The following is a 17566-nucleotide window of genomic DNA, read 5'->3' as shown; positions in this document are numbered from 1 at the left end:
CCGGACGGCCGGATGAGGCTCAGAAGCGCGGGCCGTAGTCCGTGCAACTGGGCCGGAAGTCGGCCGGGCCGTCACCGAGTGCGTTGATCACGTGCTGGAGGGCCGGCCCGTCCAGGAAGAGCCCCATGTGTCCGACCGGATCGTTTGGGCACTGGTCCTGCAGCAGGATGTTGGTGACCTCGGTTCCGGGCTCGGCGTCGAGGAACGCGTTGGTGTACGGCGTGACGACCTTGTCGTTCCGGGTCTGGATGACCGTGTAGTGCGGGCCGGGCACGGTGTCGCCGTCCCCGAAGAGAGCGGTCTGGAACCGCGAGCCCTCCGCCTGCTGCGCCAGTCCGGCCAGGTCGAGGCGGGTGAGGAGGACGTCGATGATCCCGAACGGGTCGATGAAGTCCCTGAGGTGGAGGAGCCCGGCGCTGGTGGTGCCGTGGTTGCTGGGGGCCAGCGCGACGAAGTCGTCGACCGTGTCGGCGCCCCCGAGCCGTTTGACGTAGTAGTGCGGCATCATGCCGCCTTGGGAGTGACCGACCACGTCCACCTTCTCCGCCCCCGTGGCGGCGAGGACCCGGTCGACGAACTCGCTCATGGTCCGTGCGCTGCCGGAGATGTCCGTGAGCCCCCCGAAACGGCCGAGCGAGAGCCCGTTCATGCCGTAGTTGAAGGAGTAGACGCAGTACCCGGCGTTGGCGAGCATCGGAGAGAGTGCGGCCCAGTTGCCGCCCATGTTCGAGAGTGTGGCGGGCACCAGCACGACCGGCTCAGGATGCTCGGGAGACGGCTCGCAGTCCCAGTCGTTGGCTCCGGCCACCGCGTTGGGGCTGTACAGCATGTTGTGGACGGCGGTGCTGAGGCCGCCGACCGGATACGTCTCCGCCGGGACGCTGTCGGCGTCCCCGGCCACGGACCCGGCGAGGGCCGAAGGGGTAGCCGTGACCGTGGCGAGGGCCAGCGCGAGCCCGACGGCCGCCGCCCTCGGAAGACGTCTGGGCCTGGCATGACGTGAGTTTTTTCCACGGAAGAACATCGAGCCTCCGGGTCGGGGGGTGAACGGCGCATGATCTGCGGCCGCTGAGGGGTGCCTAGCGCGCGTGCGCTCCGCCTCCGACGGCTGATCCGTGCAGGTGACGGTGGCGGGAGTGACAACACGTTATGGTCGGGGTCCCGGGGCGGCGATGGCCTGGCGGGTCGACTTCGCACCCCGTGGTTTGTCACGGGTGACAAACCACGGGGTGCCTCCCGGAGCTCCTGCCCTAGGCTCGGCCGCCTCAGCGAGCGCCGTCAGGGGCCGCGGAACGCGAAGGAGGCAGCTCGCGATGGACGAGAGCCGGGAGGAGATCACCGTCGACGGCGAGCCGCTGCACCAGCGGCTCGCCGTGCGCGCACCGGACCTGGCGGCCGGGCTGGTGGCGCGACTGATCGACGAGGTTCCCGTATACGCCAGCCTTCCGCCGGAGGAACTGCGTCGGGACATCACCCAGATCGCCGAGCACGGCATCCGCATGTTCCTCGGGGTCCTGCGGAGCGGCCGGCAGCCCGACGGCGGCGAGCTGGCGGAGCTGCGGCACTCGGCGGCCCGGCGGGCCGAGGAGGGCATCCCCCTGGAGTCGGTCGTCGACGCCTATTTCATCGGCACCGAGCAGTGCTTCGAGGCGATGATGGCGACCGCCCGCCCCGAGGACGTGGGCGCGGTCCTCGCCACACACCGCCTCGTGATGCGGCACCTGCGCCAGGTCACAGCGGCCGTGGCCGCCGGGTACACGGAGGAGGTGCGGGCCTCCCTGAGCGAGGAGAACGGGGCGCGCCAGGCGCTGCTGACCGCGTTGCTGGACGGTGAGGCCGCCGCGCAGGCCGCCGAGCGCGCGGGCCTCGGGCTGGCGCCCTCCTACCTGGTGCTCAGCATGGGGATCGGTGATCACCCGGATGAGCGGGCCCCGGGCGTGGACCCCACGATCGCGGCCCGGCGCAAGTTGCGCCGGCTTCGGGCCGAGCTGGACCACGAAGTCCGTGGACACGCCCTCGCCACCCTCACCCCGAAGGACGGGCTCGCTCTCCTCCCCCGTGAGGTGCCGTCGCACGCTCCGGTCGTCGAGGACGGTGGCCGGCTCGCCGGGCTGGTCGGCAGGCTGAGTCGGCGATGCGGCGCGGAACTGCTCGTCGGCGTGGTCGCGGCCGGGCCGGAGGACATCGTGCGCGCCGCGCCCCTCGCGACGGAGATCCGCGCCGTGGCCGAGGCAGGCGGCCGACCCCCCGGGGTGTACCAGCTCGACGACGTGCTGCTCGAGTACCAGCTCACCCGCCCCGGCCCCGCCCTGGACCGGCTCACCGGCATCCTCCGGCCGCTGGGGGACCATCCGACCGTCCTGGGGACGCTGCGCGCCTTCATCGACTGTGGGCTGGACCGGCGCAGGACGGCGGAGCTGCTGCGGGTGCACCCACGAACCGTGGACTACCGGCTCCGCAAAGCGGCGACGGTGACCGGTCTCGACCCGACCCGGGGCTCCGACGTGGCGCTGGTGCACGCGTCGCTGGCCGCCTACACCATGGCTCTCGCGCAGCGGGAGAGCTGAGCCGACCGCCGGTTCCGGCGAGCCGCACGCCCGGTCAGAGCACTCTGCCGATGATGGCGACGGCGGCCTCGACGTCCGGCTGCTCGCCCGCCACGACATCCGCGTACGCGAAGGACTCGGCGATGCGCACCACGGCATAGGCGAGCTGCTTGGAGGTCACCCCCTCGGGCGCACCGATCTCCGTCACCAGCATCTCCTCCGCAGCGTCGATGAGTCGCGCCTGCACCACGCCGTGCCGTGAGGTGAGGAGGCGCAACGCCGTCTCCGGGTCTCTGGCGAGCAGCTTGTGGAGGGCCGGCGACGCGGCCAGTTCCCGCATGAAGACCTCCAGCGCGTTCAGGACACGCGCTCGCCCCTCCCCCCCGGCCGAGCGCCAAGCGTCGAGCGCCGTGACGCGGGCCAGCTCCCACAGCACCTCGCCGAGCAGCGACTCGCGGTCCTGGAAGCGCCGGTAGAGAGTGGCCCGCCCGACCCCGGCCCGCTGCGCCAGTTGCTTCATGTCGATCCAGCCGTCCCGCAGGAAGTCCCGGACGGCCAGCTCCAGGAGCCGGTCGGGGTTCGGTCGCCGCAGGGTGCTCAGCTCGCCGACCCTTGACTCGTGAGACATCATCCACCTACCGTCCCACGTGAGACACAGAAGTCATTGTGTCTCACTATCTGCGGGAGGGCTCATGAAGACACGCGTGGTGTGGTGTGTGCTGTTCCTCGCGTGCTGGCTCGCGCTGGTCCTGGCCGAGCCGACGCGCACGTTCGCGCTCTGGAACCTCGTCGTGCAACTCGTCATCTTCGTCCCCACGGCGTGTGTTCCCGCCTGGCGCACCGGCCGAATGTCGTATGTGGACTTCGCCTGGCCCTGCGGACTGGCGGCCGTCGGCGTCCAGACCTTCTTCTTCGCCGAGTCCCTGACACCGCTCACCCTGACCGTCGCCGTCTTCTACACCGTGGTCGGGACACGCATGAGCGTCTGGGGTGCGCTGCTGTACAAGCCGGGCTGGCTCACCGCCGAACTCCCCCGGTACCAGTACCAGCGGAGGCGGTGGGAACGGGCGGGCTTCCGCAGCGAGAGGGTGTCCGTGCAGTACGAGATCCTGGTGCAGGCCATGGCGAACGCCTCCTTCCTCGCCCTGCCCGCGCTGCTGATCTCGACGAACGCCTCTTCGCGCCTCGTCGCCTGGGAGTACGCGGCCATCGCACTCGGCCTGGTGGCCTGGTCGTTCGAGAGCCTCGCCGATCTGCAGAAGCGCCGTTTCCTCGGCGGGTACGCCAGGACCGGCAGGGACATCTGCGACGTCGGGCTGTGGCGCCACAGTCGCCACCCGAACTACTTCGGCCAATGGATGCAGTGGGTGGCGCTGGTCGCCCTCGCCGCCCCGTCCGCGTTCGCCCTGCACGACCGGGTACCTCCGGCCGCCCTGCTCGTCCAGAGCCTCGCATTGCTGTGGGTCGTGCGGATGATGTACAGCACGATGGTGCACTACACCGGTGCCGTCCCCGCCGAGTACTTCAGCGTCCGCAAGCGGCCCGCGTACGCCGAGTACCAGGCGACCGTCAACCGCTTCTTCCCCGGGCCGCGCCGCCCTGCGGCAGCCTCGCGCCGGACCTGAGGCACACCGGTGTGCGACGCTCCCGGCCCGTACCGCCGGTCAGGGGTGGGCGGGTGGGACGCGGGGGTCGCGGCCGAGGTAGGCCAGCAGGCGCTCGCCCGGCGAGGCCGAGAGCGGCACCGCGCGGACGGCCGCGAACAGGGGCGCACGGGCGGACGACCCGGGCGGCACCAGCAGGGGCGCGAGCCGCAGCAGCTCGACGGCCAGTGCCCCGGGCACCGGCCGGTCGAGGCGGCCCCGGGCCCGGTGGACGTCCCACCCGTGCACGGCGATCTCCAGCGCTCCGGCGCTCGTCACCGCCCCGAGGGCGAGCGGGCGGGCCCCCCGGGACGCGGCGCGCGGCGCTCCGCCCGCCGACCGTTGCGCCGCCGTCGCGGCCGCCAGCAGCCGCGCCGCGCGCTCCCGCACGCCCGGCACCGGGTCGGCGACGTCCCCGGACGCCTCGCAGGTCGGCTCGGGCGTGACGCGGCCGCGCTCCACCCCCTCCCTCAGGGCGCCGAGTGAGGCGTCCAGGTGGCGCAGGAGCGTGCGCAGGTCCCAGCCCCGGCACGGGGTGGGGCGGCCGAGCGCGGGGACGGCCACGTCCGCGAGGGCGCCCAGGGCGTAGCCGATCGCCCGTTCCAGCAGTTCCGTGCCGTCCGGCCAGGGCGTCACCGGGCCCCTCCTCGTCGTCCGTCGTCCCGCCGCCGGGAGCCGATGCCGTGCCGCGTCAGCGATACCGACGGCCCGGGGGCCGGGAACTCATCGGTGCACGACGCGCGCGCCCCGCTGCCAGACGTCGGTGACCAGCGGCACGCCGGGACGGTAGGCGAGGTGGACGTGGCTGGGGGCGTCCAGCAGCATCAGGTCCGCACGGGCGCCCGGGCGCAGTCGGCCGACGTCCTCGCGGCGCAGGGCGGCGGCCCCGCCGGCGGTGGCGGACCACAGTGCCTCGTCCGGCGTCATGCCCATCTCGCGCACGGCGACGGCGATGCAGAAGGGCATGGAGCTGGTGAAGGAGGAGCCGGGGTTGCAGTCCGTGGACAGGGCGACCGTCACCCCCGCGTCGAGCAGCCGCCGTGCGTCGGGGTACTCCGCGCGGGTGGAGAACTCGCAGCCGGGCAGCAGCGTGGCCACGGTGTCGCCGTCCGCCAGGGCCGCGACGTCGGCGTCGGTGAGGTGGGTGCAGTGGTCCGCCGAGGCCGCGCCGAGCTCCACGGCGAGCTGGACGCCGGGGCCGTGGGAGAGCTGGTTGGCGTGGACGCGGGGCTTCAGGCCGCGTGCCATGCCGGCGGTGAGGACGGCGCGGGCCTGGTCGCCGTCGAAGGCGCCGCGCTCGCAGAAGACGTCCACCCAGCGGGCGTGCGGCGCGCAGGCGTCGAGCATGGGGCCGGTGACGAGGTCGACGTAGCGGGCCACGTCCGCGTCGGTGCCCGCGTACTCGGGGGCGACGACGTGGGCGCCGAGGTAGGTGACCTCCTCCAGCCGCTCGGCGGCGATGCGCAGGGCCCGGGCCTCCTCCCGGGCGGTGAGCCCGTAGCCGGACTTGGTCTCCAGCGTGGTGGTGCCCTGCCGCAGCGCCTCGCGCACGTAGCGGTCGAGCGTGGCGGCCAGTTCGGCGTCGCTCGCGGCGCGGGTGGCGGCGACGGTGGTGCGGATGCCGCCCGCCGTGTACGCCCGGCCCGACATCCGGGCGTTGAACTCCTCCGTGCGGTCCCCGGCGAAGACGAGGTGCGAGTGGGAGTCGACGAAGCCGGGGAGGCAGGCGCGGCCCCCGGCCTCGTGGGCGGTGTCGGCGGCGGGGGCCCGCGCGGCGGGCCCGGCCCAGGCGACGTGGCCGTCCTCGATGAGGAGGGCCGCCCGCCGGATGACGCCGAGGGGGCCCTCCCCCAGCTCCGGGTCGCCGGTGACCAGCGTCCCGATGTCGCGGATGAGGGTGGTCGCGCCGGGCATGGGGCTCCTTGCGTCGAAGGCCGGTCTTCTCGGGTGTCTCGGGTGTCCCGGGCGGGGCCGGGCGTCAGGCGGGGTCGGTGACGGCCGCGATCGCCGAGGCCAGGGCGGCGGCCGGGTCGGGCACGGTGGTGTGGACGCCGTCCCGCACGACGTACCGTCCGGCCACGACCGTGTGCCGGACGTCCGCCGCGCTCGCCGCGTGGACGGCCGTCTCGGCGGCGAGCGACGGCGGGGGCCCGGCGGTGCGGACGGTGTCCAACGCGACGGTGGTGAGGTCGGCGGGTGCTCCGACGGCGATCCGGCCCGCCTCCGGCCAGCCGAGGGCGGCGTGCCCGGACGCCGTCGCCGCGTGCAGCAGCCGGGCGGCGCTCCAGTGGCCGCGCCGGCGGGTGCGCAGCCGTTCGTCGAGCTCCATCGCGCGGGCCTCCTCGAAGAGGTCGATGACGGCGTGGCTGTCGCTGCCGAGGGAGAGCGGGCTGCCGGCGTCCTGGAGGGCGACGGCCGGGCCGATGCCGTCGGCGAGGTCGCGTTCGGTGGTGGGGCACATGCACACGCCGGTGGCTGCACCGCCGAGGTCTGCGACGTCCTCGCCCGTCAGGTGCGTGGCGTGGACGGCGACGGTGCGCGGGCCGAGTACCCCGTGGTCGGCGAGGAGCCGGGTGGGGGTGCGGCCGTGGGCGTCCCGGCAGGCCGCGTTCTCGGCGGGCTGCTCGGAGAGGTGGACGTGCAGGGGCGCGCGGCGTTCCTCCGCCCACCGGGCGACGGTCTCCAGCTGGTCGGCGGGCACGGCGCGCACGGAGTGGACGGCGGCGCCGACACGGGTGGTGGCGTCCTGTGTGAGGGCGCCGGCCCGCTCGGCCCACGCCTCGGCGGTGCCGTCGGAGAACCGCAGCTGCGGCCGGGTGGGCGGCTCCCCGAAGCCGGCGGAGAGGTAGCAGGTGTCGAGCAGGGTGACGCGGACGCCCGCCTCGGCCGCGGCCGCGACGAGCGCCCGGCCCATGGCGTTCGGATCGTCGTAGGGCCGCCCGCCGGGAGCGTGGTGGAGGTAGTGGAACTCGCCGACGCAGGTGATCCCGGCGAGCGCCATCTCGGCGTACACGGCCCGCGCCAGCGCGTGGTACGTGTCGGGGGTCAGGCGGTCGGCGACGCGGTACATCTGGTCGCGCCAGGTCCAGAAGTCGCCGCTGCCCGCCTGGACGTGGCCGCGCAGGGCCCGGTGGAAGGCGTGGCTGTGCGCGTTGGCCGTGCCCGGGAGGGTGAAGCCGCGCAGCACCTCGGCGCCGGGCGGCGGGGCGGGCACGTCCCGGCGGACGGCGGCGACGCGGCCGTCCGCGACGTCCAGGGCCACGCCGGGGACCACGCGGTCCTCCAGCCAGAGGTGTTCGGCCCAGTAGGTCACCGGCACGCGAGGTCCTCCAGTACGTCGGCGAGCGCCCCGACCCCGGCGAGGCAGTCGTCCTCGGTGGCCCGCTCGGCGGGCGAGTGGGAGACGCCGGTCGGGTTGCGCACGAACAGCATGGCGGTCGGGACGGCGTCGGCCAGGATCCCGGCGTCGTGTCCCGCGCCGGTGGGCAGCACGGGGGCGCCGTCGAGCCGGGCGGCGATGCGGTCGCGCAGGTCGTGGGCGAAGTCCACCACCGGGGTGAACGACTCGCGGGCGACCTCGACGCGCACCCCCTCGCCGCGCCCGTGCTCCGCCGCCGCGTCGCGGACGGCGCCGACGAGGGCGTCCAGCGTCTTCTCGTCGGGGGCGCGGGAGTCCAGCCAGGCGCGCACGCGGGAGGCGATGGCGTTGACGCCGCCCGGGTCCACGGCGATCTTGCCGAACGTCGCCAGGGCCCCGGCCGCCGCCGCCTCGGTGCGGGCGGCGAGGACCGTGCGGGCGTAGGTGAGCATGGGGTCGTGCCGGTCGGCGAGGCGGGTGGTGCCCGCGTGGTTGGCCTCGCCGTGGAAGTCGAACCGCCAGCGGCCGTGCGGCCAGATCGCGGAGGCGACGCCCACGGGGTGCGGGGTGTCGGCCAGCGCGCGGCCCTGTTCCACGTGCAGCTCGACGAAGGCGCCGACGCGGGACAGCCGGGCGGGGTCGGGCCCGAGGGCCTCCGGGTCCTGCCCGGCGTGCTCCATGGCGTGCGCCAGGCTGACGCCGTCGGCGTCCCGCAGCCGCCGGGCGGCCTCGGGTGTGAGCTTGCCCGCGCTGAGCCGGGAGCCGGTGCAGGCCACGCCGAAGCGGGCGCCCTCCTCGTCGCCGAAGTTGACGACGGCGAGCGGGCGCGTCGGTTCGACGCCGCGGGCGCGCAGCTCGTCGAGCGCGGCGAAGGCGGAGACGACGCCGAGCGGGCCGTCGAAGGCGCCGCCGTCGGGGACGGAGTCCAGGTGGGAGCCGGTGACGACGGCGTCACCGGCGGCCGGGTCGCCCCGCCAGGCCCACTGGTTGCCGTTGCGGTCGGTCTCGCAGACCAGGCCGCGGGCCCGCGCCTGGTCCCGGAACCAGGCGCGGCAGTCGGTGTCGGCGGGCGTCCAGGCGTAGCGGCGGTAGCCGCCGGTGCCCGCGTCGCGGCCGATGGCCGCGAGGTCCCGCCACATCTCCAGGAAGCTCACGCCGCGCCCTCGCCCCGCTCGTCCGCGCCGTCGCCGTCGCGCGCGGGCCCTTCGCGCATCGGCACCCGCACCCCGCGCTCGGCGGCGACGGCGTCGGCCCGCTCGTAGCCCGCGTCGACGTGCCGGATGACGCCCATGCCCGGGTCGTTGGTGAGGACGCGGCGGATCTTCTCCCCGGCCAGCGGGGTGCCGTCGGCCACCGTGACCTGGCCCGCGTGCAGGGAGCGGCCCATGCCGACGCCGCCGCCGTGGTGGACGGAGACCCAGGAGGCGCCGGAGGCGACGTTGACCATGGCGTTCAGCAGCGGCCAGTCCGCGATGGCGTCCGAGCCGTCGAGCATGGCCTCCGTCTCCCGGTAGGGGGAGGCGACCGAGCCGCAGTCCAGGTGGTCGCGGCCGATGACGACGGGTGCGGACAGTTCGCCGCTCGCCACCATGGCGTTGAACCGCTCCCCCGCGCGGTCGCGTTCGCCCTGGCCGAGCCAGCAGATGCGGGCGGGCAGCCCCTGGAAGCGGACGCGTTCCCCGGCCAGCCTGATCCAGCGGGCCAGCGACTCGTTCTCGGGGAAGAGGTCGAGGATCGCGCGGTCGGTGGCGTGGATGTCCTTCGGGTCGCCGCTGAGGGCCGCCCAGCGGAACGGGCCCTTCCCCTCGCAGAACAGCGGCCGGATGTAGGCGGGGACGAAGCCGGGGAAGGCGAACGCCCGTCCGTACCCGGCGAGCTGCGCCTCGCCCCGGATGGAGTTGCCGTAGTCGAAGACCTCGGCGCCCGCGTCCTGGAAGCCGACCATCGCCTCCACGTGCCGCGCCATCGACTCGCGGGCGCGGGCGGTGAAGTCGGCGGGCTTCTGCGCGGCGTAGGCGGCCATGTCGGCGAAGTCGACGCCGAGGGGCAGGTAGGCCAGCGGGTCGTGGGCGCTGGTCTGGTCGGTGACGATGTCGATCGGGGCGCCCATGGCCAGCAGCCGGGGCAGCACCTCGGCCGCGTTGCCGAGCACGCCGATCGACAGCGGCCTGCGCTGGTCCCGGGCGGCGGTGGCCAGCTCCAGGGCGTGTTCCAGGGAGTCGGCGCGTTCGTCGAGGTAGCCGTGTTCGATACGGCGGTCGATGGCGCGCGGGTCGCAGTCCACGCACAGCGCGACGCCGTCGTTCATGGTGACGGCGAGCGGCTGGGCGCCGCCCATGCCGCCGAGGCCGGCGGTGAGGGTGATCGTCCCGGCCAGCGAGCCGCCGAAGCGCTTGGCGGCGACGGCGGCGAACGTCTCGTAGGTGCCCTGGAGGATGCCCTGGGTGCCGATGTAGATCCAGGAACCCGCCGTCATCTGGCCGTACATCGTCAGGCCCAGCTGCTCCAGGCGGCGGAACTCCTCCCAGTTGGCCCAGTCGCCGACGAGGTTGGAGTTGGCCAGCAGGACGCGCGGCGCCCACTCGTGCGTCGTCATGACGCCGACCGGCCGGCCGGACTGGACGAGCATCGTCTCGTCGTCCTTGAGGGTGCGCAGGGTGCGGACCATGGCGTCGAAGGAGCGCCAGTCGCGGGCGGCCTTGCCGGTGCCGCCGTAGACGACGAGCCGGTCGGGGTGTTCGGCGACCTCGGGGTCGAGGTTGTTCTGCAGCATCCGGAGGGCGGCCTCCTGCTGCCAGCCCCGCGCGCTGAGGTCGGTGCCGCGCGGGGACCGCACGGTGCGCGGTCCGCTGTGCCCTGCCTGTGCCATGAGCCCTGCCTCCCGTACGGATCGGATCGATCTATTCACACACTCTACGAGCTGAATAGAACTAGTCAACAGGGCCCGCTGCCGCCCCGCCCCCGCCCCACCCGACGGCGCCCGGCGTGTTTGGCTGGGGCGCATGAACGCCGAGACGCCCGACCCCCACCCGCCCGCACCGGCCGGTGATCCGGCCGCCCGCCGCGACGCCGCCGTACGGGCGGCGGTCGAACAGCGGCTCCTCACCGAGGAGGAGCCGGTCGCCGCACTGCTCGACGTGGACACCGTCCGCGAGGCCGTCACCGCCCTGGACGGCGCCTTCCGCGCGGTGACGGCCCCCGGCACCCCGGTGCTGCACACCTTCGCCGTCAAGGCCGCCTCCCTCGTCCCCGTCCTCGCGCTGCTGGCGGCCGAGGGGCTCGGCTGCGAGGTGGCCAGTCCCGGGGAGCTGGCCCTGGCCCGCGCCGCCGGGGTCGACCCGGAGCGGATCGTGCTCGACTCCCCCGCCAAGACGCCCGCCGAGCTGCGCCGGGCCCTCGCCCTCGGCGTCGCCCTCAACGCCGACAACCCCGAGGAGCTGGCCCGCATCGACGCCCTGACCGGCGCGGACGGCCCCCGCTCCCCCGTCGGTCTGCGCCTCAACCCGCAGACCGGCGCGGGCTCCATCGACGCCATGAGCACCGCCACCGCCACGTCCAAGTTCGGCGTGGCGCTGCGGGACGAGGGCGCCCGCGCCTGGGTGCTGCGCGCCTACGCCGAGCGGCCGTGGCTCACCTCGGTGCACGTCCACACCGGCTCGCAGGGGATGCCCCTCGACCAGCTCGCCGACGGCGTGGCGGTGGCCTGGGAACTGGCCGAGGAGGTCAACGCCACGGCGGGGCGGCGGCAGGTGCGGACCGTCAACCTCGGCGGCGGACTGCCCGTCAACTTCGGCTCCGACCGCACCGACCCGACGTTCGCCGACTACGCCCGGCTGCTGCGGGACCGCGTGCCCGGCCTGTTCGACGGCCGCTACCGGCTCGTCACCGAGTTCGGCCGCTCGCTGCTGGCCAAGGCCGGCACGACGGTGGCCCGCGTGGAGTACGCGAAGTCCGCCGGCGGGCGGCGCATCGCGGTGACGCACGCCGGCGCCCAGGTGGCGGTGCGCACGGTCTTCGCGCCGACGTCCTGGCCCCTGCGGGTCGCCGCCTACGACGCCGAGGGCCGCCCACGGCGGGGGCCGCACGTCACGCAGGACGTCGCCGGGCCGTGCTGCTTCGCCGGGGACCTCGTGGCCACCGGCCGGGACCTGCCGGAGCTGCGCTCGGGGGACGTGGTCGGGCTCCTGGACACCGGCGCCTACTACGCCTCCACCCCGTTCGGCTACAACGCGCTGCCCCGCCCCGGCGTCTACGGCTACCGGGCGGGGCGGGACGGCGTGCGGTTCGCGACCGTGCGGGCGCCGCAGACGGCGGCCGAACTGCTCGCGGAGTACGGCGGGGCGACGCCGGAGGCCCTGTTGGACGCCGCCGTGCGCCCGGCGGGCCGCTGACGGCGGCCCCGGGGCGTCAGAGGGAGGCGATGACGCGGTCGGCCAGCACGTAGACCGTCTCGTCCCCGTAGGCGAACGTCAGCGCGTAGCCGCCGGAGACCCCGGAGCCGCCGAGCAGCACCGGCGCCGACCCGGCGCGCAGGGCGCCGGAGAGCCGGTGGGCGGTGTCCTGGTGACCGGGCGAGAGGCAGAGCGTGGTGCCGTCGGCGAAGACATAGACGTCCAGCGTGCCGAGCGGGCCGGGCCGGACGTCGGTCAGCTCGGTTCCGGCCGAGGCCACGGCGGCCAGGCGCTCGACGGTGAGCTGCGCCTCGTCCTCCAGGCCCCCACCCTGCGCGGGCACCACCGGTTCACCGGAAAGGGTGTGGTGCGGGTTGGACGGGTGACGGCGGCGGGCGGCGGCACGTCCGGCGGCCTCCGCGTCGGCACGGGCGGCCTCCGCCACGTCGGTGTGCGCCGCCTCCACATGGGCGGGCTCGCCGTGGGCGGCCTCGCCGTCCGCCGGACCGGCCTCCTCCGACCCGGTGCGGGCGGGCTCCGCCGTCGGCTCGACCGGCCCGGCCTCCGGCAGGGCGGCCCCCGGCAGGCCCTCCGGATACGGGAAGACCTCCGGGAGCGGTTCCGGGAAGGGCGGGAGCGGCGCGAAGCCGCCGTCCGGACGCGGGCCGCCGGGGCGGTCGCCGGCCTGCCGGTCGGGCTGGCGCGGCAGCAGCGGGCCCGCCTCCGGCCCGTCGGCCACCTCGTCGAGCAGGGCGTCCAGCAGGGCGGCGTCCACGGCGCTCACGCCGTAGTCCTGGTGTCCGCCGTAGGGGCCGTGGCCGAAACCGGCGGCGTCCTCGGCGGCACGGGCCTCCTGCTCGGCCCAGAAGGCCCGCGCCTCCGCCAGCTCGCGCTCCCGCTCGGCGGCGAGGGCCTCCGCCACGGCCGCCCGCACCTCGTCGCCGACGGGTGCGGTGCGGGCGGTGGGCAGGGCGGTCGCCGCGGCGTCGGTCCGGGTCCGCGCCGCCAGGTCGCGGCGGAGTCCGGCCACCTCGCGACGCAGCCCGCGCACGGCGTGCAGGGCGGCTCCGCTCAGCACCGCGACGACCACGGCGGCCAGCAGCAGGATGAGGGATATGGCGATCACTGGACGTTCTCCCGACTCGGCTTCAGCCCCGAATTCCTACCTCACCTTTACCGCGCTCCGGGCTCAAGCACAGCGGAAAACATCACAAATAGTGCATGCACCCCCGGGCGGACCTCTGGCCAAAGCCTCACTGAGCTGCGAAAAGGCTACGCCCATGGGACGGACATCACATCCCGGTACCGGTTTTCCCAGGTTGCGGCGCTGCCGACGTCGGGTTAGCCGCGCCGGACCACGCGGCGCGGACGCCTTCGGACACACGAGGAGCCCCGGCGGAAGCCGGGGCTCCGGGGTGGGGCCGGCCGGGCCCCGAGGGGTCAGCTGAGCCGTTCGAGGACCATGGCCATGCCCTGCCCGCCGCCGACGCACATCGTCTCCAGGGCGAACTGCTTGTCGTGCCACTGGAGCGAGTTGATCAGCGTGGTGGTGATGCGCGCACCGGTCATGCCGAACGGGTGGCCGACGGCGATCGCGCCGCCGTTGACGTTCAGCCGGTCCAGGTCGATGCCCAGGTCCCGGTAGGAGGGGATCACCTGCGCGGCGAACGCCTCGTTGATCTCGACGAGGTCGATGTCGCCGATCGTCAGGCCGGCCCGCGCGAGGGCCTGCTTGCTGGCCTCGACCGGGCCGTAGCCCATGATCTCGGGCGACAGCCCCGACACCCCGGTGGAGACCACCCGGGCCAGCGGCGTGATGCCCAGCTCGCGGGCCTTCGTGTCGGACATGACGACCAGGGCGGCGGCGCCGTCGTTCAGCGGGCAGCAGTTGCCCGCCGTCACCAGGCCGTCGGGGCGGAAGACGGGCTTGAGGCCCTCGACGCCCTCCAGGGTGACGCCGGCGCGCGGGCCGTCGTCCTTGGAGACCACCGTGCCGTCCGGCGTGGTCACCGGGGTGATCTCGCGCTCCCAGAAGCCGTCCGCGATGGCCTTCTCGGCGAGGTTCTGCGAGCGGACGCCGAACTCGTCCATGTCCCGGCGGGTCACGCCCTTCAGCCGGGCCAGGTTCTCCGCCGTCTGCCCCATGGCGAGGTAGACGTCGGGCAGCTCGCCGTTCTCGCGCGGGTCGGTCCAGCCCTCGCCGCCCTGCTCGGCGCGGGCGGCGGTGCGGGCCTCGGCGTCGGCGAAGATCGGGTTGTGCGTGCCGGGCATCCCGTCCGAGGTGCCGTTCACGCTGCGGGAGACGGTCTCGACGCCGGCCGAGATGAAGACGTCGCCCTCACCGGCCTTGATGGCGTGCAGGGCCATCCGCGTCGTCTGGAGGGAGGAGGAGCAGTACCGGGTGATGGTGCAGCCGGGCAGGTGGTCCATGCCGAGCTGCACGGCGACGACCCGGCCGAGGTTGTGGCCCTGCTCGCCGCCGGGCAGGCCGCAGCCGAGCATGAGGTCGTCGATGTCGCGCGGGTCGAGCTGCGGGACCTTGGCCAGCGCGGTGCGCACGATCTCGGTGGTGAGGTCGTCCGGACGGACGTCCTTGAGCGACCCCTTGAAGGCACGTCCGATGGGCGAGCGGGCGGCAGAAACGATCACTGCTTCGGGCATGACGGCTCCAGGAAGACGGACGGGCCAGGACTGTCTGGGAAGCTACCCGTGCGTAGCGCCGAGGTCACGGCTCCCGCCGTGTGACACGGCTCGCAGCGACGCCCGGACGGCCGAGGGTACCGACGCGGACCGCGCGAAGGCGAGGAGAACCGAACAGATCATGACGAACCACCCCGAGCGGTGACATGGCCGGTCAGGGCGGCACGAGGGCCGGTCGGGGGCCGCTGGAACCAGATCACGCGCACGGAACAATTTCCTCTCTTTCCCTCGTTCCCCTGGTGGACTACCGTGCGGCCTTTGCTTAAGCATTACCCTGGTCCGAGAAGCCGTGCCGTGCGGCCATGGAGGAGTGAGATGAGGAGCAGCAACCCGGTCTTCTCGCGTCGGGGGTTCAGTCGGGACGGGCACGCCGGCTTCCAGGCCGGCCAGCCGCAGGCCGGGAACCCCTACGCGCAGACCCAGGCGGGCAACCCCTACGCCCAGCCGCAGCAGGGCACGGGCTTCCCGCCCGCCGCCCCGCCGCAGGCCGACCGCATGACGATGGACGACGTCGTCTCGCGCACCGCGATGACGCTCGGCACCGTCGTGCTGGCCGCCACCGGTGCGTGGGTGCTGAACGTCGGCCTGGGCATCGCCCTGGTCGCGGCGTTCGTCGCCTTCGGCCTCGGGATGTGGCAGGCGTTCAAGCGCCAGGCCTCGCCCGCCCTGATCATGGCCTACGCCGTGTTCGAGGGCGTCTTCCTCGGCGCGATGAGCAACTTCATCAACCAGTACGCGCCGGGTGCCGCCATGCAGGCGGTGATCGGCACCATGGCCGTCTTCGGCGCGGTGCTGTTCCTGTACAAGTCCCGGATCATCCGGGTCAACGCCCGCTTCGCCCGCTTCGCCATCGCGGCGGGCATCGGCTACGGGCTGCTGTGCCTGGTGAACCTCGGCTTCGCGCTGTTCGGCGCGGGTGACGGCTGGGGCTTCCGCACCGGTGGCATCGGCATCCTGATGGGCATCGCCGGCGTCGTCATCGCCTCGCTGTTCCTCGCCCTGGACTTCAAGCAGGTCGAGGACGGCATCGCCTACGGCGCGCCGCGCGAGGAGGCCTGGCTGGCCGCCTTCGGCCTGACCATGACCCTGGCCTGGATCTACTTCGAGTTCCTGCGCCTGGCGTTCATCCTCAACAGCGGTGACTGACGCCCCGCCCCCGAGGGGGCGGTGAGCGGTCCGTCACGACGTCGGCCCCCCGAGGCGCTTCGCCTCGGGGGGCCGTTCGTCTGCGCCGTGCCCGGTCGGGTCGGCTCGCCGGGCGCGTCACGGGTACCGGCCCGGTGCGGGTCCCGGGCGGGAGTGCCGGTCTCGGTGGTGTGCGGGTTCGGCCGGGCGGGGACGTCCGGGCGGGGGCGTCGGTGCTTGCGTTCGCCGGTGCGGGCGGGCGTCAGTGCTTGCGGGCGGCACGGCCGCGGCGGAGGTCGTGCTCGTGGATGAGGGCCTTGGCGTGGCCGTAGGCGAGCTGATGCTCCCCGCGCAGCCAGTTCACCTTGTCCTCGAAGCGGAAGAAGGACGGGCCGTCGTCGACGGTCCGCATCCAGTCGCCGACCTCGCGGCCGGTGCACGCGGGGATGCGGGACAGCAGGTTCTGATGGGTCTCGTCGGAGAAGAGTTGGGACATCGGCGCCTCCGGACGCTCTCGCTGAGTCCTTCCCGACACCGTGCCCGAGAGCGTCCCCGTTGGCAACAGGCCCTCTCCGGACGACCGCGCCCCACGAGCGCCCGGCATAGGCTGGCGCACGTGCTCGATGTGACCCCCCTGACGACCGCCGTCGACGCGCTGGCCGACCGGCTGCGCGCCATGCCCCAGAGCGCGCTGCGGCGCGGAGCCTCGGCGCGCGCCCTGGAGCTGGCCCGCGACCTCGCCGACCGTGCCCAGCGGCTGGAGGAGCCGGACCGGCCGCCGCGCGAGCTGCCGGACGCCGGGCTGTTCGCCGTCGGCGACCAGGTCGCCGTCGCCGGGCACGACCTGGCCGAGGCGCTGCGTGCCGACGGGACGCCGCGGGCGCTGGCCGACGCCGTCGAGCGGGTGAGCGCCACAACCCGCGCCCTGCCCTGACGCGGTGGCCCCGGGGCGGGCTCAGGGGAGGAACAGCCCCCGCTCGGCGGCCCGCGCGTCGAACTCCTCCAGCCGCGCCTGCGCCTGCGGGAGTTCGTCGCACATCGCCTCCAGCAGCACCCGGCCCAGCAGCATCGGCGCGCAGGCGGTGTCGAAGACGAGTCCGGTGCCGACGGCGGCGGGGAGCAGGAGGTCCTCCGGCCGCGCGACCGGCGCGAACGCGCTGTCGGCGACCATGACGACGCGCAGCCCCAGCGCGCGGGCCTGCGCGAGGGCGTCCAGCACCTCGCGCGGGTGCCGGGGCAGCGCGAAGCACAGCAGCGCGGCGGCGCCGGCCCGGGCGGCGGCGTCGATGCGGTCGGCGAGCATCGTGCCGCCCTCGTCGAGCAGCCGGACGTCGGGGTGGACCTTGGCCGCGAAGTACGCGAACCCGCGCGCCTGCGCCGACGCCGCGCGCAGTCCGAGGACGGGCAGCGGCCGGGAGGCGGCCAGGACGCGTGCGGCCTCGGCGACGGGGGCGGGGTCGGCGAGCTGGGCGGCCAGCAGGCGCAGGTTCTCGATCTCCGCCAAGGCGGCCTGCTGGTAGGCGTTCGCCGTCGCGTCGGCGTCCGCCTCCGCACCGCCGTCGCCGGGCGCCTCCCGCAGGTGGCGGCGGAGCGCCGGATAGCCGTCGAAGCCCAGTGCGACCGCGAAGCGGGTGACCGAGGGCTGGCTCACGCCGGCCAGCTCGGCCAGCTCCACGCTGGAGAGGAACGGCGCGTCGTCGGCCCGCCGCACCATGCAGTGCGCGATCCGCCGCTGCGTCGGGGTCAGCCGGTGTCCCTCGAACAGCTTGTGCAGCCGCGCCGCCGCGCCGGCCATGGCCTCCA

General features: G+C 74.6%; 16 protein-coding genes. 5 read left to right on the top strand and 11 right to left on the bottom strand.

Annotated features, from left to right (window positions below):
- Positions 1–19 precede the first annotated feature (19 nt).
- Entirely contained in the window at positions 20–901 is an 882-nt protein-coding gene (locus IF129_RS23400) for a lipase family alpha/beta hydrolase (protein WP_318153904.1), read from the bottom strand.
- A gap of 412 nt (positions 902–1313) precedes the next feature.
- On the opposite strand from IF129_RS23400, the gene IF129_RS23395 reads away from it, so the two are divergent.
- A complete protein-coding gene (locus tag IF129_RS23395; RefSeq protein WP_191211793.1) occupies positions 1314–2567 on the top strand; it encodes a PucR family transcriptional regulator in 1254 nt (417 codons plus the stop codon).
- Positions 2568–2601: 34 nt separating this feature from the next.
- Here IF129_RS23395 and IF129_RS23390 read toward each other — a convergent pair whose 3' ends face one another.
- Positions 2602–3177: a QsdR family transcriptional regulator gene (locus IF129_RS23390; RefSeq protein WP_191211792.1), complete on the bottom strand. Its 576-nt coding sequence runs from the start codon at positions 3175–3177 to the stop codon at positions 2602–2604.
- A gap of 61 nt (positions 3178–3238) precedes the next feature.
- Between IF129_RS23390 and IF129_RS23385 the strand changes: the two genes are divergently transcribed.
- Positions 3239–4171 (top strand): DUF1295 domain-containing protein, encoded by a 933-nt coding sequence (locus IF129_RS23385; protein WP_191211791.1) that lies wholly within the window; start codon positions 3239–3241, stop codon positions 4169–4171.
- Positions 4172–4210: 39 nt separating this feature from the next.
- Here IF129_RS23385 and IF129_RS23380 read toward each other — a convergent pair whose 3' ends face one another.
- The 5 genes from IF129_RS23380 to hutU all read right to left on the bottom strand — a co-directional run bounded on the left by IF129_RS23380 (position 4211) and on the right by hutU (position 10416).
- A complete protein-coding gene (locus tag IF129_RS23380) occupies positions 4211–4825 on the bottom strand; it encodes a TIGR03086 family metal-binding protein (protein WP_191211790.1) in 615 nt (204 codons plus the stop codon).
- 87 nt (positions 4826–4912) lie between these two features.
- A complete protein-coding gene (gene hutI, locus IF129_RS23375) occupies positions 4913–6103 on the bottom strand; it encodes an imidazolonepropionase (RefSeq protein ID WP_191211789.1) in 1191 nt (396 codons plus the stop codon).
- A 64-nt stretch (positions 6104–6167) separates the two neighbouring features.
- Positions 6168–7508, bottom strand: coding sequence for a formimidoylglutamate deiminase (locus tag IF129_RS23370; protein WP_191211788.1), 1341 nt, complete (start codon positions 7506–7508; stop codon positions 6168–6170).
- Positions 7499–8686: an allantoate amidohydrolase gene (locus tag IF129_RS23365; protein WP_191211846.1), complete on the bottom strand. Its 1188-nt coding sequence runs from the start codon at positions 8684–8686 to the stop codon at positions 7499–7501. The genes IF129_RS23370 and IF129_RS23365 overlap by 10 nt, the downstream gene beginning before the upstream one ends.
- An 11-nt stretch (positions 8687–8697) precedes the next feature.
- Complete coding sequence (gene hutU / locus IF129_RS23360; protein WP_191211787.1) at positions 8698–10416, bottom strand: urocanate hydratase; 1719 nt, start codon at positions 10414–10416, stop codon at positions 8698–8700.
- A 133-nt stretch (positions 10417–10549) separates the two neighbouring features.
- Here hutU and IF129_RS23355 point away from each other — a divergent pair, with 133 nt between their 5' ends.
- Positions 10550–11938, top strand: a complete 1389-nt coding sequence (locus IF129_RS23355; protein ID WP_191211786.1) for a type III PLP-dependent enzyme domain-containing protein — start codon at positions 10550–10552, stop codon at positions 11936–11938.
- A gap of 16 nt (positions 11939–11954) precedes the next feature.
- Here the strand turns inward: IF129_RS23355 and IF129_RS23350 are convergent, their stop codons facing one another.
- Complete coding sequence (locus IF129_RS23350; RefSeq protein WP_191211785.1) at positions 11955–13064, bottom strand: hypothetical protein; 1110 nt, start codon at positions 13062–13064, stop codon at positions 11955–11957.
- Between the two features lie 314 nt (positions 13065–13378).
- Entirely contained in the window at positions 13379–14599 is a 1221-nt protein-coding gene (locus tag IF129_RS23345) for an acetyl-CoA C-acetyltransferase (RefSeq protein WP_191211784.1), read from the bottom strand.
- A gap of 354 nt (positions 14600–14953) precedes the next feature.
- Between IF129_RS23345 and IF129_RS23340 the strand changes: the two genes are divergently transcribed.
- A complete protein-coding gene (locus IF129_RS23340; RefSeq protein ID WP_191211783.1) occupies positions 14954–15784 on the top strand; it encodes a Bax inhibitor-1/YccA family protein in 831 nt (276 codons plus the stop codon).
- Between the two features lie 241 nt (positions 15785–16025).
- Here IF129_RS23340 and IF129_RS23335 read toward each other — a convergent pair whose 3' ends face one another.
- Positions 16026–16259: a DUF4287 domain-containing protein gene (locus tag IF129_RS23335; RefSeq protein WP_191211782.1), complete on the bottom strand. Its 234-nt coding sequence runs from the start codon at positions 16257–16259 to the stop codon at positions 16026–16028.
- Positions 16260–16379: 120 nt separating this feature from the next.
- Between IF129_RS23335 and IF129_RS23330 the strand changes: the two genes are divergently transcribed.
- Complete coding sequence (locus tag IF129_RS23330; RefSeq protein ID WP_191211781.1) at positions 16380–16697, top strand: hypothetical protein; 318 nt, start codon at positions 16380–16382, stop codon at positions 16695–16697.
- Positions 16698–16718: 21 nt separating this feature from the next.
- On the opposite strand, the gene IF129_RS23325 is transcribed toward IF129_RS23330, so the two are convergent.
- Positions 16719–17558, bottom strand: coding sequence for a MurR/RpiR family transcriptional regulator (locus IF129_RS23325; protein ID WP_191211845.1), 840 nt, complete (start codon positions 17556–17558; stop codon positions 16719–16721).
- Between the last annotated feature and the right edge of the window lie 8 nt (positions 17559–17566).

This window comes from Streptomyces chumphonensis, from assembly GCF_014779715.1.
In the GTDB taxonomy this organism is placed as follows: domain Bacteria; phylum Actinomycetota; class Actinomycetes; order Streptomycetales; family Streptomycetaceae; genus Streptomyces; species Streptomyces chumphonensis.
Note: the sequence above shows the minus strand (reverse complement) of the source record. Positions and strands in the feature narration are given on the sequence as shown.

Bases quoted from the DNA above. Each gene is read 5' to 3' on its own strand.
- IF129_RS23395 (WP_191211793.1), top strand. From the start codon at position 1,314: ATGGACGAGAGCCGGGAGGAGATCACCGTCGACGGCGAGCCGCTGCAC.
- IF129_RS23390 (WP_191211792.1), bottom strand. From the start codon at position 3,177: ATGATGTCTCACGAGTCAAGGGTCGGCGAGCTGAGCACCCTGCGGCGA.
- IF129_RS23385 (WP_191211791.1), top strand. From the start codon at position 3,239: ATGAAGACACGCGTGGTGTGGTGTGTGCTGTTCCTCGCGTGCTGGCTC.
- hutI (WP_191211789.1), bottom strand. From the start codon at position 6,103: ATGCCCGGCGCGACCACCCTCATCCGCGACATCGGGACGCTGGTCACC.
- IF129_RS23365 (WP_191211846.1), bottom strand. From the start codon at position 8,686: ATGTGGCGGGACCTCGCGGCCATCGGCCGCGACGCGGGCACCGGCGGC.
- hutU (WP_191211787.1), bottom strand. From the start codon at position 10,416: ATGGCACAGGCAGGGCACAGCGGACCGCGCACCGTGCGGTCCCCGCGC.
- IF129_RS23355 (WP_191211786.1), top strand. From the start codon at position 10,550: ATGAACGCCGAGACGCCCGACCCCCACCCGCCCGCACCGGCCGGTGAT.
- IF129_RS23345 (WP_191211784.1), bottom strand. From the start codon at position 14,599: ATGCCCGAAGCAGTGATCGTTTCTGCCGCCCGCTCGCCCATCGGACGT.
- IF129_RS23340 (WP_191211783.1), top strand. From the start codon at position 14,954: ATGAGGAGCAGCAACCCGGTCTTCTCGCGTCGGGGGTTCAGTCGGGAC.
- IF129_RS23335 (WP_191211782.1), bottom strand. From the start codon at position 16,259: ATGTCCCAACTCTTCTCCGACGAGACCCATCAGAACCTGCTGTCCCGC.
- IF129_RS23325 (WP_191211845.1), bottom strand. From the start codon at position 17,558: ATGGCCGGCGCGGCGGCGCGGCTGCACAAGCTGTTCGAGGGACACCGG.